This is a genomic window from Clostridium perfringens ATCC 13124 (genome assembly GCF_000013285.1).
Lineage (GTDB): Bacteria > Bacillota > Clostridia > Clostridiales > Clostridiaceae > Sarcina > Sarcina perfringens.
In genome coordinates this window covers 2,738,780-2,753,881 of sequence record NC_008261.1, presented here as the reverse complement: position 1 = coordinate 2,753,881, position 15,102 = coordinate 2,738,780, and the positions used below count along the sequence as shown (strand labels likewise).

Genomic DNA, 15,102 nt, shown 5'->3' with positions numbered 1-15,102 from the left:
ACTATATAAGTTAGGAGAAGATATATGAAAGTTGGAGATTTAGTAGTAAGAAAATCATATAGTAAGGATATAACTTTTAAAATTATAGATATTAAAGAAAATGAGGAAGGAATAACTTATATTTTAAAGGGGCTTCATATAAGGATAATAGCTGACTCTAAGGGAGAGGATTTAGAAAAAGTTGAGGATGACTTTGCTGGAGATAAGGATAAATCCTTTGATTCTAAAATGAATGATATCATTAAAAAAGTAATTTTGAGTAGAGAACAGAAAAATAATCAATTAATGACAAGAGGAAGTGAAGAGGATAATTTAAAAAGGACAGAAAAAGAAAAAGGGTTGGTATTTGGAAGACCTGGGAGAATACTTCATATAGATGGAGATCCATCATATATGGAAACCTGCTTAAAGGCGTACAAGCAATTAAACTTAAATGCTGTAGGAATAGCAGTATCTGAAAGAGAACAACCTTTAAAAATTTTATCTTTAGTTAAGGAATATAATCCAGATATAGTTGTATTAACTGGCCATGATGGGGTTCTTAAAGATTCCAAGGGAATGCTTGATTTAAATAATTATAGAAACTCAAAGTATTTTATTGAATCTGTAAAGATTTTAAGAAATTATAATTCAAGTTATGATGAGCTTGTTATTTTTGCTGGTGCTTGTCAATCTTGTTATGAAAGTATTTTAGAAGCAGGGGCTAATTTTGCAAGTTCACCTAATAGAGTACTTATACATTGTTTAGATCCAGTTTTAGTATGTGAAAGAGTTGCATATACAAGAATAGATGAAATTGTTTCAATAAAAGATGTTATAGAAAATACAATAACTGGAATAAAGGGAGTTGGTGGATTACAAACTAGAGGAAAATATAGAGAAGGTTATCCAAAATCCCTATATTTAAATTAATAGAATAAAATAAGACATTTAAGTTAATAATATAATTGGATGTTTTAGTTTAAATATAGTATATTTTTGTTGACAAGACATGGACTTATATAGTAAAATTATTTATTTATTGAAAAAACATCCCCTTTAGTGTATAATGTATAATAGAAAGAGGGTGTTAAAATGAGTACCAGACTTACATTGAATTCCATCAGAAAAAGCATAGAAGATCACGTAGGTGAGAAAGTTAAGCTAAGAGCTAATGGTGGAAGAAAAAAGATTTTGGAAAATGAAGGAATACTAGAAAGTGTTCACCCAAGTATTTTTGTAGTTAGATTACAAAAAGACACCCAAAGGAAAGTGACATACAGTTATTCAGATGTACTTACAAAAACGGTTCAACTAGATTTTGTTGGTTAAATAAAAAAGTTAGCTAATTAATTAGCTAACTTTTTTGTTTTATTTATTTAACAAAAAAAAGAAAGATGGTGGGTTTCCATCTTTCAACTATGGTATAAAAGGGTATTGAGAATTTATGAGAGGTTATATGGTCAATAACCATCTTTATAATACGACATATTTTTTAGTATGTCAACACTTTTAATAAAAAAATGTCGAAAAAAGATAAAAAATTTTAATTTTACTTTAAAAAGTTATGTAAACGTTTATAAAATATGGGTTTCAATAAAAAAATAAATAAAGTATCAATAATAAGAATTATCATAAATTAATTATCATACATATATATTATAGTATTAGATTATTTAGGAGGGATACATTTGGTTAATTTAGATATTATTAAAGAAAGTCTTGGGTTTGAGAAGGTCTTAAGTGAAAACTCTTTAGATATACCTTTTAGAGAAGAATACTTAATACCAGATACTCAACCAGATGTTCATGATGTACTTTCAGTTGATACTAAAGTATATGTGCTTAACAGAGAAGTTCAAAGTGATAGAGTATTATTAGAATATGAAGTTGAGTGTAATATTATGTACTTAGCTAGAGAAGAAGAAGGTTTAGGGATAAATAGCGTTATTTATAAAGAAAAAAATTCTAGCTTTATTGATATAGCTGGGGCTGAACATAGTATGATGTGTGATATGGAATGTGATTTAGAACATATCGATGCGAACATAATCAATGAAAGAAAGATAAGAGTAGAAGGAAAACTAAGAACCAAGTACAGGGTTTATAAAGAAGAAAAAATAGATGTTGTTAAAGAATTAGATGGTTTAGGTGATTTACAAATAAAAAGAAAACCAGAAAGTATAGAGAAAAATATTACAAATATGGTTTGTTCAATGAGTGGAGAATTACCTATAAACGTAGGTATGGATAAACCTCAAATAGGAAAAATAATAAAATGTGGATATATGCTTCATAGACAAGAGATAAAATTAGGAGAAGATAAAGTACAAGCATCTTGCTTGGCTAAAATTAACGTTCTTTATAGAGCTTATGATTCTAGAGAGGTTGTAGCTTTAGAAGAGGATTTATATTTATCTAATGATGAAGAGGTTGTAGGTGTAAATTCAGATATGAATTGTAATGGATATTTTGAAATCAAAGGTCATGATGTGAAGATTTCTCAAAATGATTTAGGGGAAAGTAGAATAATAGATGTTAATTTATCTGTTGATGCAAATGTTGCAATATCAAAATTAGAATTTGCAGAAACAGTTGAGGACTTATATTCACCAACGCAAAATGTAATGCCTTTAAAGGAAGTTTGCAAGATTAATATGGCTGTTAGTGAAAATTCAAATGAATCAGTAATAAAAGGAAATATAGACTTAGGAAAAAATGGAGTAGATGCTACTCAAACAGTTGATTGTAAAGGTAAAATAGTAGATATGGAAAGCTATTTTATGGATCAAAAGGTTGTTATAAAAGGTAATTTATCTGTTGAATCAATATACAAGACAACTGATGAGGAAAAGGGACTTAATAAAGTAAGTGGAGAAATTCCTTTTGAAGTTGCTTTAGATATGCCAAATTCTCAGTCTGGTATGACTTTTGATACTAAGGCTAATTTAGAAGATTTACAATGTAGTATAGAAGGAAATAGCTTAGCAGTTAAAGCAGTAGTATATTTTTATGCTAAATGTTCAGATGTTTTTGATAAAGAATATGTTAAAGACATTGAACAAAATGATGACACTGTTGAAAAGAAAGCATCCATTACTATATATACAATTCAAAAAGGTGATACTTTGTGGAATTTAGCAAAAAAATATAAGACAACAATAGATACTTTAGTTAAATTAAATGATATAGAAGATCCAGATTCTATATATGCTGGCGATAAAATTATGATTCCAGGAAGAGCAGTTTTATAAAAAAAAGAGTTTTACGATATTATGTCGTAAAACTCTTTTTTATGAATAAATATAAATTTTATGGCAAAAATAAGAAATGCATGATTTGAGGTGAATAATTTGAAAAGTAGTAGTAAAAAAAATTTAATAATAATAGGTGGAGCAGAAGATAAGAAAGGGGAAAAGATTATATTAAATTTTGTAGCAGATAAATTTAAAGAATCTGAAGGAATTATGTTGATTGCAACCATAGCTACAGAATCACCTAATATAGTCATAGAACAGTATAAAAATATATTTTCAAGTATGGGAATAAGAGAAATCAAAGAGCTTCGTGTCATAGAAAGAGAAGAAGCTTTTGATGAAAATAATATTTCTTTAGTAAATGAGGCTTCAGTAATATTTTTTACTGGAGGAGATCAGCTTAGAATAACTAGTTTAATTGGGGGAACTCCTCTTTATGATACATTACAAAAAAGAAGTAATGAGGGATGTTACTTTGTAGGAACATCAGCAGGGGCTTCTGTTATGAGTGATGTTATGATAGTTGGTGGAGAAGAAGAGGAATCACCTAAAAAGAGTACACTAAATATGTCTGCAGGATTAGGTTTAATTAAAAATACTCTTATAGATCAACACTTTGCTCAAAGAGGAAGAATAGGTAGATTATTATCAGGAGTGTGCCAAAATCCTGAAGTTTTAGGAATTGGTATAGATGAAGATACTGCTATAGTAATTAATGATGATGAATTAACTGTAATTGGTAGTGGAGCAGTTTATTTTGTAGATGGAAGAAATATTGAATATACAAATGTATCTGAGAAAAAACAAGATGAGGTATTTAGTATATTTAATATAAAGTTACATGTATTAACAGCAGGCAAAAAAATGAATTTATCAACTAGGGTGCCTTTTGAGGAGGAAAGAAATAAAAATGAAGATAAATAATCAACGTATCTTTGAGGGAAGAAACATATATTCACATAGAAAATGTATTAGATTAGATGTTGATTTAGAGGGATATTGTGAAACTCCTACTAAAGATATTGATGGATTCAATGAAAGGTTATTAAGTTATGTTCCAGAGTTATATACTCATAGGTGTGGAATAGACATAGAAGGTGGATTTGTTCAGCGTTTAAAAGAGGGAACATACTTAGCTCATGTTTGTGAACATACAATTATAGGAATACATAATAAACTAGGTATAGATATAAAATACGGAAAAGCAAGAGAAATAAAGGATGATTTTTATTACATAATATTTGAATATAAATTAAAAAGAACAGCAATATTAATAGCTGAATTAGCCATAGATCTGATAAATTCAATAATAAAGAAAAAAGATATTAACTTTGATGAAAGAATAGAAATAATAAAGAGAGTTATTATGGAAGAGAGCATAGGGCCATCAACAAAGGCTATATGTGATGCGGCTAAAGAAGTTGGTCTTCCTATAATTACAGTAGGAAACGAAAATTTATACCAAATAGGTTATGGAAAAGCAGGAAAGAGGTTTAGTGCCACTATTGGCAATAATACAAAGGGAATTGCTATAGATATAGCCTGTGATAAAATGCTTACAAAAGAACTTTTAGATATACAGAACTTGCCTGTTGCCAGAGGAGAAAAGGTATTTAACACAATACATCTTCTTGAAGTGGTTAATAGAATTGGGTATCCTGTAGTATTAAAACCACAATGGGGAAGCAAGGGGAATGGAGTTTTTGTAAATATAAATAGTGAAAAAGAACTTTTAAGAGCCTATGCTGAAATCACAAAAGAATGTAAAGAAATAATGATAGAAGAATATAAGGTTGGAAATGACTATAGAGTAATGTTAGTGGATTATAAGGTAGTAGCAGTTTCTTTAAGAAAACCTCCATATATAACAGGTGATGGAGTAAGAACTATTAGAGATTTAATAGAAGCTATGAATGCTAATCCACTAAGAGGAGAAGGACATGAAAAACCTTTAACAAAGGTTAAAATAGATGAAGAATTAATAAATAGATTAAGCAAGCTAGGATATTCTCTAAACTCAGTTTTAGAGTATGGAGAAAAAGTTACCTTAAGAGGAAATGCAAATCTTTCTACAGGTGGAAGTGCTGAGGACTATACTGACTTAATATGTAAAGAAAATATTGAAATTTGTGAAAGAGCAGCTAAAACTATTGGATTAGATATATGTGGTATAGATATTTGTGCAAAATCGATAGCAGAACCTCTATATGAAAATGATGGAATAATCTTAGAAGTTAACGCAGCCCCAGGAATAAGAATGCATCATTTTCCTACTATAGGCAAAGAAAGAAATGTAGGAAGAAAAATTTTAGATAATATGTTTAAAGAGAATTATTCTAATATTCCTGTTATTTCAGTTACGGGAACAAATGGAAAAACTACTACAGTAAGATTAATATCTTATGTTTTAAATTTAATTGGATTTAATGTAGGGTGTACAACGACTTCCGGAGTTAAAATAGGAAATAAGTATATACATAAAGGTGATGACACAGGATATAATAGTGCAAGGTCTGTATTATTAAATCCAGAGGTTGATATAGCAGTTTTAGAAAGTGCAAGAGGTGGCTTGGTAAGAAGAGGATTAGCTTATGATTTAGCAGATGTAGGAGTAATAACTAACATAAGAGAGGATCATTTAGGAATAGATGGAATAAATGATATGGAAGATTTGTCTTTTGTAAAATCTTTAGTTGGTGAAGCTGTAAAAGATAATGGATATTCAGTTATAAATGCTGATGATGAATGGAGCTTAAAAGTTTTAGATAGAATTAAAAAGCCTAAAATATTATTTTCAATGAATGAAAATAATAAATATCTACAGGAAAATTTAAAACATGGAAATCCTATTGTGTTTTATAGAGATGAAACTATATATGTAAAAAATAGAAGTAAAGAATACAAAATAGCTTCTGCAGAGGAAATGAAGTTTACTATGAATGGTAAACTAAAGCATAACATAGAGAATGCTATGGCAGCTTGTGCAGCCTTAGTTGGGATAGAAGTTGATTATTGCATCATATCTAAAGGGCTGAAACAGTTTAAATCTTGTGAAGAAGACAACAGAGGAAGATTTAATATGTTTGACGTTAATGGTATAAATGTAATATTAGATTATGGTCATAATATTGATGGATACAAGGTGGTTATAGACTCTCTTAAAAATCTTGGTTTAAAAAATATAACTGGAATAATAGGGGTTCCTGGAGATAGAGATTTAAATACTATGAAAGAAGTCGGTAGAATAAGTGGAGACTTTTTTGATTCCATAGTTATAAAAGAGGATAAAGACTTAAGAGGAAAAGATAAAGGTGAGGTTGCTAGTATAATAAACGAAGGTGTATTATCATCAAATAGAAAAGATTTAAATGTAAAAATCATATTGTCAGAGGAAGAAGCACTTAGAGAAACTTTAAAGTTAGCTAAAAAAGGTGAAACTATTATAATGTTTTTTGAAGATTACGAATCTCTATATGATATAATAAATGAATTTAAAAATAAGGGCACAAAAGATTTAAAAAGTGCTAGCATATAGTAAAAATAATTTAAAAGAGAAATCTTCTAGTAGGTAATTTAGAAGATTTCTCTTTATTTTAATTAACTCTTTATGTTTTTAGAAGAAAATAATATAATTATATTTAGCTTTAATTAATGTAAGAAGGGTGATTATATGAAAATGAAGGCTTATGCAAAAATAAATATAGCCTTAGATGCTATTGGAAAAAGAGAAGATAACTATCATTTATTAAGAATGATAATGCAAACAGTAGATTTGTATGACGTTATAGATATAGAGAAAAGTAATGATAGTAATATAAGCATTTCTTGTAATAAGCATTATGTCCCTACAGATGAAAGAAACTTAGCATACAAAGCGGCAGTGTTATTTAGAGATGAATTTAATATAAAAGATGGTGTAAAAATTAATATTAAGAAGAATATACCTGTAGCTGCAGGTATGGCTGGTGGAAGTACTAATGCGGCGGCAGTTTTAGTTATAATGAATAAGCTTTTTAATGTAAATGCTAGTTTAGAAGTGTTAAAAGAAATAGGACTAAAAATAGGAGCAGATGTTCCATATTGTATTGAAGGTGGAACTGCTTTATGTGAAGGAATTGGAGAGATTATAACACCTTTAAAACCTTTTGAAAATAAAATATTAGTTGTATTAAAACCTAATTTTGGGGTATCTACTAAAGAAGTTTATACAAATTTAGATATAAATAAGATAAGAAAACATGTTAATATAGAAGGCTTAATTCAAGCTATGGAAAATGATGATTTAGATTATGTATCAAAAAATATGAAAAATGTTTTAGAAAATGTAACTTTAAAGAAGCATACTATATTAAAAAATATAAAAGAAGATATGAGAAAAAGTGGAGCCTTAGGTGCAATGATGAGTGGAAGTGGACCTACTGTATTTGCTTTTTTTGATGATATGCTAACAGCTCAAAGAGCTTTTGAATTTTTAAAAGGAAAATATAAATATTCAGATGTATATATAACAAGAACTATAAATAGCAATAATTTATAAAAAAATATTTTTTTATTGTATATAAAAAATACTCCTTGGTAATAATCAAGGTATCAGGGGGTGTTTGTTATGAAAAAAATATTATCAGTTTTATTTTTAGGAGTTATATGTTTATTTATAGTAGGAAGTTCTTTAAATATTAAACAAGCTTTAGGTGTTACAGAGGAAAATGTTGTTGAGGATATAAGTGAAAAGTTAATAAGATTTCATGTTTTAGCCAATAGTGATAGTGATATAGATCAAGACTTAAAACTTAGAGTTAAAGATGAGGTATTAAAATATATTTCACCTATATTAAATGAATCACAAAGTTTAGAGGAATCTAGAGAAATATTAAAAAGAGAAGATAAAAACATTATAAAAATAGCTGAAGATTATATTAAATCACAGGGATTTGATTATACTGTTGAAACAACATTAACAAGAGAAAATTTTCCTGTTAAAGAATATGGCAATATAGTTTTACCACAAGGAGAATATGAGGCTTATAGAATACTAATTGGCGAAGGAAAAGGTCAAAATTGGTGGTGTGTTATGTTTCCACCTTTATGCTTCATAGATGTTACTAAGGGACAAGTTGCCTATGATGAAACAGAGAAAAAGATGAAGGATGTATTATCAGAAGAAGAATTTAAGAGTGTTAATAAAAAGGAAAATAACGTAAATTTTGAATTTAAGGTAATTGATTTATTTAAATAAAAGAATTAACATATGATAATAAAGTGATTTTTAGGAGGAAAAAATATGACTAGAGCATTAGCCATGGTTTCAGGTGGATTAGATAGTATATTAGCTGCAAAGTTAATAAAGGATCAAGGAATAGAGGTAATAGGAATATGTTTTAAATCTTATTTCTTTAATGAAGAGAATGCAAAGAGAATGTGTAAACAAATAGATATGCCTTTAGAGGTAGTAGATTTTTCAGAAGAACATTTTGAAATGGTTAAGGACCCTAAACATGGTAGAGGAAAAAATATGAACCCATGTATAGATTGTCATGCAATGATGATGAGATATTCAGGAGAATTATTAAAAAAGTTTGACGCTGACTTTATAATAACTGGTGAAGTTTTAAATCAAAGACCAATGTCTCAAAATAGACAAGCATTAAATACTGTTAAAAAAGAATCAGGATTTAGTGAAAAAATCTTAAGACCATTATGTGCTTTAAACTTAGAGCCTACAGAGATGGAGTTAAATGGCTTAGTAGATAGAGAAAAATTATTAAAAATATCAGGTAGAAGTAGAAAGACTCAAATGGAGCTTGCTGAAAAGTGGAATATAGTTGATTATCCATCACCTGCAGGGGGATGTAAATTAACAGAGCCTGGATATGCAATAAGATTAAGTGATTTACTTGATAATCAAGAAACAGTAGCTAAGGATGAAATTGAAGTTCTTAAGTATGGTAGACATATGAGAATATCACCAAAAAATAAAGTTATAGTAGCTAGAAATGGTGAAGAGTGGAAAGAAATAGTTAAGTTTAAAAAAGAAGATGATATTTTAGTAACATCTAAAAATTCTACTGGGGCTCCTGTTATATTAAGAGGAGAATTTAATAAAGAAGATTTAGAAACTGCTGCTAGAATATGCGGAAGATATTGTAAAGAAAAAGATAGCGACGCTGTTGAAATAAATTATGAGAAAAATGGAGAGATTAATACAATAACAATAACTCCATTTAAAGATGAAGAACTTAAAAAATATATGATAAATCAATAATTGATTTAGAAAGGATATTATTATGAGTAAAAAAGCTATAATATCAATATGTAGCACTCAAGATATTGGAGAAAAAGAAAAAATAGAAGTTGTAACTGTTGGAGAATTTTCTATTAATGGAGATGAATTTATAGCTACTTATGATGAAACTGAGATATCAGGAATGGAAGGAACAAAAACAACTCTAAAAATAAAGGGCGATAAAGTTGTATTACATAGAGAAGGAACAACTAGCACAAAGATGGAATTCCAAAAAGATAATACACAAGTGGCTCTTTATAATACTCCTTATGGAATGTTAGAGCTTAAGACATCAACAAAAGAGTTAGATTTAGATGTTAATGAAAAGGGAGGAAATATCTCTATAAAATATCATCTAATAGCTGGTGGACAAGAACCTATAAAAACAAATCTTGATATGAAAATAAAAGTAGAAGATTAGTCTATAAATAGATAAATAAGGCTGTACCTTTTGGTACAGCCTTATTTTTATAAATTATTTATTTTTAAAATAAAAAAAGTTGAAACTAATTTCAACTTATGAATTCCAATATTAATAATTAATTTTATTAAATGTGAGCAAAATATAAATAGTAAACGTTCTATAAATAAAAAATTTAAAAAACACAAAAAAAGTACTAGACTTCTACATTAACTTTTGATAGAATATCTACTATGTTATTAAAACAAGCAATAAAAAACCCATTCTAAATGAGGTAATTATCATTATAAATGAAATAAAGAACGATGTCAAGAATAAATTTACATTAGGAGGAAGAGATATGAGCAAAAATACTAAGTATGTATTTGTAACAGGTGGAGTTGTTTCTTCATTAGGAAAAGGAATAACAGCTGCTTCATTAGGAAGATTATTAAAAAACAGAGGATTAAGTGTAAGTATTCAAAAATTTGATCCATACCTAAACATTGACCCAGGTACAATGAGCCCATACCAACATGGAGAAGTTTTCGTAACTGATGATGGTGCTGAAACAGACTTAGACTTAGGTCACTATGAAAGATTCATAGATGAAAACTTAACTCAAAACTCAAACGTTACTTCAGGTAGAGTTTACTGGTCAGTAATATCAAAAGAGAGAAAAGGTGAATACTTAGGAGGTACTGTACAAGTTATACCTCACATAACTAATGCTATAAAAGATAGAGTACATAGAGTAGGAAAAGAAAGAGATGTAGATGTAGTAATCACTGAGATCGGTGGAACAATAGGTGATATCGAATCATTACCTTTCTTAGAAGCTATAAGACAAATCAAGTATGATGTAGGTAAAGAAAATGTTTGTTTCATACATGTTACATTAGTACCTTACTTAGGAAAAGCTGGTGAGTTAAAAACAAAACCAACTCAACACTCAGTTAAAGAGTTAAGAAGTATAGGAATTCAACCAGACATAATAGTTTGTAGATCAGAAAAAGAATTATCAGAAGATATCAAAAAGAAAATCGGATTATTCTGTAATATAGATGCAAGCGAAGTTATCCAAAACTTAGATGCAGAGCATTTATACGCTGTTCCTCTAATGTTACACAAAGAAGGATTAGATAGATTAGTTTGTGAAAAATTAGGTCTTGGATGCAGAGACATAGATAATGCTGAATGGATAGACATGGTTCATAGAATAACTCACTTAACTCATACAACTAAGATTGCTTTAGTTGGTAAATATGTTGAGTTACATGATGCATACATATCAGTAGTTGAAGCTTTAAATCATGGTGGATTAAGCAATGACACTAATGTTGAAATAGAGTGGATAAATGCTGAAGATGTAACTAAAGAAAATGTTGATGAATTATTAAGTGGAGTAGATGGAGTTCTAGTTCCAGGTGGATTCGGAGACAGAGGAGTAGAAGGAAAGATCGAAGCTATAAGATGGGCTAGAGAAAACAAGAAACCATTCTTAGGAATATGCTTAGGAATGCAATGTGCTGTTATAGAATACGCTAGAAACGTATTAGGATTAGAAGGAGCTCATTCATCAGAGTTAAATCCAGAAACTCCATTCCCAGTAATCGACTTAATGCCTGAGCAAAAAGATGTTGAGGATTTAGGTGGAACAATGAGATTAGGATTATATCCATGTAAATTAGAAGATAATACATTCTGTAAGGATGTTTATGCTTCAGATTTAATCTACGAAAGACATAGACATAGATATGAGTTCAACAATGAGTACAGAACTCAATTAATAGAAAGCGGATTAACTATAGCTGGTACTTCACCAGATGGAAGATTGGTTGAGTGTGTAGAAGTTAAGGATCATCCTTGGTTCGTAGCAGTTCAATATCATCCAGAGTTAAAATCAAGACCAAACAGACCTCACCCATTATTCGTAGGATTTGTTGGTGCTGCATTAAACAATAAATAATTTTAGAAATATTAAGGATATCTAACTTAAATGTTAGGTGTCCTTTTTTTATTTAATAATATTAGAAATAAAATCTTATAAAAATATACTATATGTAGATTAGATTTTATGTGATATGATAATAATATAAATATTTAACATAAGAAATTTATACATTTTTAAATAGGATATTCGAAAGTTTCTATATATAAAAGTCTTAAGGCAATCTAAAACAACTTTTCTTTACCTTATTCCACTAATTAAAAAAGCAGGAGGTGCTTAAATTGAATATAGAACAATATGAAAATATGACTTTAGTTCAGCTAAAAGAGCAGGCTAAAGAATTAGGAATAAAAAATATAAGTAAAAAGAAAAAAAGCGAATTAATTGAGGAATTAAAAGCTGAATTCAATAAACAAAATAGCAATACTAAAGTAATACATAAAGATGGTGTTATTTTAAGAGAAAAAATATCTCAAAAAGAGCAAGGTGGAAATAAAGAAAGTTTTTCTGGTGAAAGAGTAGTTAGAAATAGCAATAATTATAATAACAATAATAGTAATTATAATAATTCAAATGATGAAGGAAAAAAAGAGCAATTAAAGGACATGATAAGTTCATCAGACTCTGCTAAGGGAATACTTGAAATACTAGATAATAATAATTTTGGTTTTTTAAGATGTAGAAATTATTTAACAAGTGAAGATGATATATATGTTTCTCCATCACAAATAAGAAGATTTGGATTAAGAACTGGGGACGAAGTCCAAGGTAAAGTTAGAATACCAAAGGATGGAGAAAAGTTTAAAGCTTTACTTTATGTAGAGAGAGTAAATGGTGAAAGTCCTGAAAAAGCAGTTGGAAGAAAAAAATTTGAAGAGTTAACACCAATATATCCAAAAGAGAGATTAAGACTTGAGACTGAAAATGGAAGAGATTTAAGTTCAAGACTTATGGATATAATTTGTCCAATAGGTAAGGGACAAAGGGGGATGATAGTTGCACCACCTAAGGCTGGAAAAACAACTCTTTTAAAAAGAATAGCTCAAAACATATCAAAAAATAATCCTGAAGTTAAACTTATAGTACTTTTAATAGATGAAAGACCAGAAGAAGTAACGGATATGAAGAGAAGTATAGATGGAGAAGTAATCTATTCAACTTTTGATGAAGAACCACAAAACCATGCTAAAGTTTCAAGTATAGTATTAGAAAGAGCTAAAAGAATGGTTGAACAAGGAAGAGATGTAGTTATCTTAATGGATTCTTTAACAAGATTATCAAGAGCCTATAACTTAACAGTTACTCCATCTGGAAGAACTTTATCAGGGGGACTAGATCCAGGGGCACTTATAATGCCTAAGAAATTCTTTGGAGCAGCTAGAAATTTAGAAGAGGGCGGAAGTTTAACAATTTTAGCAACTTCTTTAGTTGATACAGGAAGTAGAATGGATGATATGATTTTTGAAGAGTTTAAGGGTACTGGAAATATGGAGGTACACTTAGATAGAAAGCTTCAAGAGAGAAGAATATTCCCAGCTATAGATATTTATAAATCTGGTACTAGAAAAGAAGATTTATTATTTAATGAAGAAGAAAGAGAAGCTTCATATAAAATAAGAAGAGTATTACAAAAGGAAAATAATATAGAGGATGTAGCTGAAAAGCTTATAAATTTATTATCAAAAACAAAAAATAATAAAGAGTTTTTACAAGTTGTTTTAAAAAGCAATTTAGAAAATTAAATAAGTTTTCAAAACAAAAGAAGATATTAAAGTCTATAAACTTTAATATCTTCTTTTATTATAAGAATCATTTAGCATCTTAGTGCAAAGTTTAATTGTCCCTTCTAGAGAATAAGAACTTAATACATCTAAAATACTTTTTCTCATATTAATTAATTTATCATTATCTTTATTTAAATCATTAATTACCTTATTTAATTCTTCCAAGTGGTTGATAGTAATTGCACAATTACTTTTAGATAAAAATTCTCTATTTTCACTTTCTTGACCTGGAATTATAAATGGAATTATCATTGGTAAATGACTTAAAAGTGATTCTGTAGTAGTTAGTCCACCAGGTTTTGTAATAATTAAATCCGAACTTTTCATTATCTTAGGTATTTCATTTGTGTATCCTAAAATATTTAACTTTTTATTACCCTTTATATGCCCATATTCTTTACACAATTCTTTCTTTAACTCAGCGTTGTTTCCACAAACAATAGTTAAATTTAAAGGGTTCTCATTTTTGATTAGGGTTTTTAATACTTTAGATATGTTATCTAACCCCATACCGCCTCCCATTAAAAGAATATTTAATGGTGATTGGATAATATTTTCTACATAGTTATGGTAATCTTCTTTATAAAAATCTTGCTTTACAGGTATACCAAAAGGAGATATTTTTTCTTTAGGTATTCCCTTTGAGGCTAGATTTTCTTTTGTAAAATCACAAGCAACTATGTAATGATCAATTATTTTAGAAACATAAGTATAATGACATTTAAAATCAGTAACAACAGAAATAACTGGTACTTTTATAATTTGTCTTTTCTTTAAATAAGAAAGAATACTTACTGCTAAAGGATGGGTTGTAATTATTAAATCTGGATTAAAACTATCAATAAATTTAGCTAATTTATTTGCAACTGGCAAAAATAAAAAACTAACTAAATTATTTATAAATTTTATATTACTAATTTTGTAAAGTAGACCATAAAGAGTTCCAAGGGAACTTGCACATAAATCGTATCCATTTACTATTGATCTATCAAAGAAACGGTTCTCCTTAAGAAAATCGTGTACAAGAATTTCTGTATCATCATTCTTTATAAGTTCCATTAAAGAGTTAGCTGCTTGATTATGACCATAACCAGTAGATGTACTTAAAATAAGAACTTTTTTCATCATATCCACTCACTTTTACTAAAAATCTATTTGCAAAAACAAACTTTATTTGAAAAATATGCCTTATAAACAAAAATGGGAAAGATTTGAGTCTTTCCCATAAAGAAATTATTTATTAAGATTAAATCTCTTGTTGAATTTATCAACTCTTCCGCCAACATCAACGATTTTTTGTTTTCCTGTGAAGAATGGGTGGCACTTAGAGCATATTTCAACTTTAAGTTCTGGTTTAACTGAACCAGTTGTGAAAGTGTTTCCACATGCACACTTAACCACTGTATCGTGATGGTATTCTGGATGTATGCCTTGTCTCATGTAATTCA

Annotated in this window: 13 protein-coding genes; 11 read left to right on the top strand and 2 right to left on the bottom strand. The window is 28.5% G+C overall.

Annotation, left to right across the window (positions count from 1 at the left end):
• Positions 1-24: 24 nt before the first annotated feature.
• The 11 genes from yabG (at position 25) to rho (ending at position 13,612) form a co-directional block, all read left to right on the top strand.
• Positions 25-912 (top strand): sporulation peptidase YabG, encoded by an 888-nt coding sequence (gene yabG / locus CPF_RS12100; RefSeq protein WP_003452445.1) that lies wholly within the window; start codon positions 25-27, stop codon positions 910-912.
• Between the two features lie 162 nt (positions 913-1,074).
• Positions 1,075-1,311 carry a Veg family protein gene (locus CPF_RS12095; RefSeq protein ID WP_003462688.1) on the top strand — a complete coding sequence of 79 codons (237 nt, stop codon included), beginning with the start codon at positions 1,075-1,077 and terminating at the stop codon, positions 1,309-1,311.
• 359 nt (positions 1,312-1,670) lie between these two features.
• Positions 1,671-3,233: a DUF3794 and LysM peptidoglycan-binding domain-containing protein gene (locus tag CPF_RS12090; protein WP_003457329.1), complete on the top strand. Its 1,563-nt coding sequence runs from the start codon at positions 1,671-1,673 to the stop codon at positions 3,231-3,233.
• Between the two features lie 99 nt (positions 3,234-3,332).
• On the top strand, positions 3,333-4,160 hold the full coding sequence (locus CPF_RS12085; protein WP_025648404.1) for a cyanophycinase: 828 nt from the start codon (positions 3,333-3,335) through the stop codon (positions 4,158-4,160).
• Entirely contained in the window at positions 4,147-6,771 is a 2,625-nt protein-coding gene (gene cphA, locus CPF_RS12080; protein ID WP_011591070.1) for a cyanophycin synthetase, read from the top strand. The genes CPF_RS12085 and cphA overlap by 14 nt, the downstream gene beginning before the upstream one ends.
• Positions 6,772-6,906: 135 nt before the next feature.
• Positions 6,907-7,773 (top strand): 4-(cytidine 5'-diphospho)-2-C-methyl-D-erythritol kinase, encoded by an 867-nt coding sequence (gene ispE / locus CPF_RS12075; protein ID WP_003471015.1) that lies wholly within the window; start codon positions 6,907-6,909, stop codon positions 7,771-7,773.
• A 69-nt stretch (positions 7,774-7,842) separates the two neighbouring features.
• Positions 7,843-8,472 (top strand): stage II sporulation protein R, encoded by a 630-nt coding sequence (gene spoIIR / locus CPF_RS12070; protein ID WP_011591069.1) that lies wholly within the window; start codon positions 7,843-7,845, stop codon positions 8,470-8,472.
• A gap of 45 nt (positions 8,473-8,517) precedes the next feature.
• The gene (locus CPF_RS12065; RefSeq protein ID WP_011591068.1) at positions 8,518-9,498 is read left to right on the top strand and encodes a tRNA 4-thiouridine(8) synthase ThiI; all 981 of its coding nucleotides are present in this window, start codon (positions 8,518-8,520) and stop codon (positions 9,496-9,498) included.
• Between the two features lie 22 nt (positions 9,499-9,520).
• Positions 9,521-9,940, top strand: a complete 420-nt coding sequence (locus tag CPF_RS12060; RefSeq protein ID WP_003452275.1) for a DUF1934 domain-containing protein — start codon at positions 9,521-9,523, stop codon at positions 9,938-9,940.
• Between the two features lie 340 nt (positions 9,941-10,280).
• Entirely contained in the window at positions 10,281-11,888 is a 1,608-nt protein-coding gene (locus CPF_RS12055; protein ID WP_003452392.1) for a CTP synthase, read from the top strand.
• Between the two features lie 263 nt (positions 11,889-12,151).
• Positions 12,152-13,612 carry a transcription termination factor Rho gene (gene rho, locus CPF_RS12050; protein ID WP_003452426.1) on the top strand — a complete coding sequence of 487 codons (1,461 nt, stop codon included), beginning with the start codon at positions 12,152-12,154 and terminating at the stop codon, positions 13,610-13,612.
• A gap of 42 nt (positions 13,613-13,654) precedes the next feature.
• On the opposite strand, the gene CPF_RS12045 is transcribed toward rho, so the two are convergent.
• Positions 13,655-14,779, bottom strand: coding sequence for an MGDG synthase family glycosyltransferase (locus CPF_RS12045; RefSeq protein WP_003457423.1), 1,125 nt, complete (start codon positions 14,777-14,779; stop codon positions 13,655-13,657).
• A 108-nt stretch (positions 14,780-14,887) separates the two neighbouring features.
• Positions 14,888-15,094, bottom strand: coding sequence for a 50S ribosomal protein L31 (gene rpmE, locus CPF_RS12040; protein WP_003452406.1), 207 nt, complete (start codon positions 15,092-15,094; stop codon positions 14,888-14,890).
• Positions 15,095-15,102: the final 8 nt, after the last annotated feature.

Coding starts and splice junctions, on each gene's coding strand:
- yabG (WP_003452445.1), top strand. CDS start 25: ATGAAAGTTGGAGATTTAGTAGTAAGAAAATCATATAGTAAGGATATA.
- CPF_RS12095 (WP_003462688.1), top strand. CDS start 1,075: ATGAGTACCAGACTTACATTGAATTCCATCAGAAAAAGCATAGAAGAT.
- cphA (WP_011591070.1), top strand. CDS start 4,147: ATGAAGATAAATAATCAACGTATCTTTGAGGGAAGAAACATATATTCA.
- ispE (WP_003471015.1), top strand. CDS start 6,907: ATGAAAATGAAGGCTTATGCAAAAATAAATATAGCCTTAGATGCTATT.
- spoIIR (WP_011591069.1), top strand. CDS start 7,843: ATGAAAAAAATATTATCAGTTTTATTTTTAGGAGTTATATGTTTATTT.
- CPF_RS12065 (WP_011591068.1), top strand. CDS start 8,518: ATGACTAGAGCATTAGCCATGGTTTCAGGTGGATTAGATAGTATATTA.
- CPF_RS12060 (WP_003452275.1), top strand. CDS start 9,521: ATGAGTAAAAAAGCTATAATATCAATATGTAGCACTCAAGATATTGGA.
- CPF_RS12055 (WP_003452392.1), top strand. CDS start 10,281: ATGAGCAAAAATACTAAGTATGTATTTGTAACAGGTGGAGTTGTTTCT.
- CPF_RS12045 (WP_003457423.1), bottom strand. CDS start 14,779: ATGAAAAAAGTTCTTATTTTAAGTACATCTACTGGTTATGGTCATAAT.
- rpmE (WP_003452406.1), bottom strand. CDS start 15,094: ATGAGACAAGGCATACATCCAGAATACCATCACGATACAGTGGTTAAG.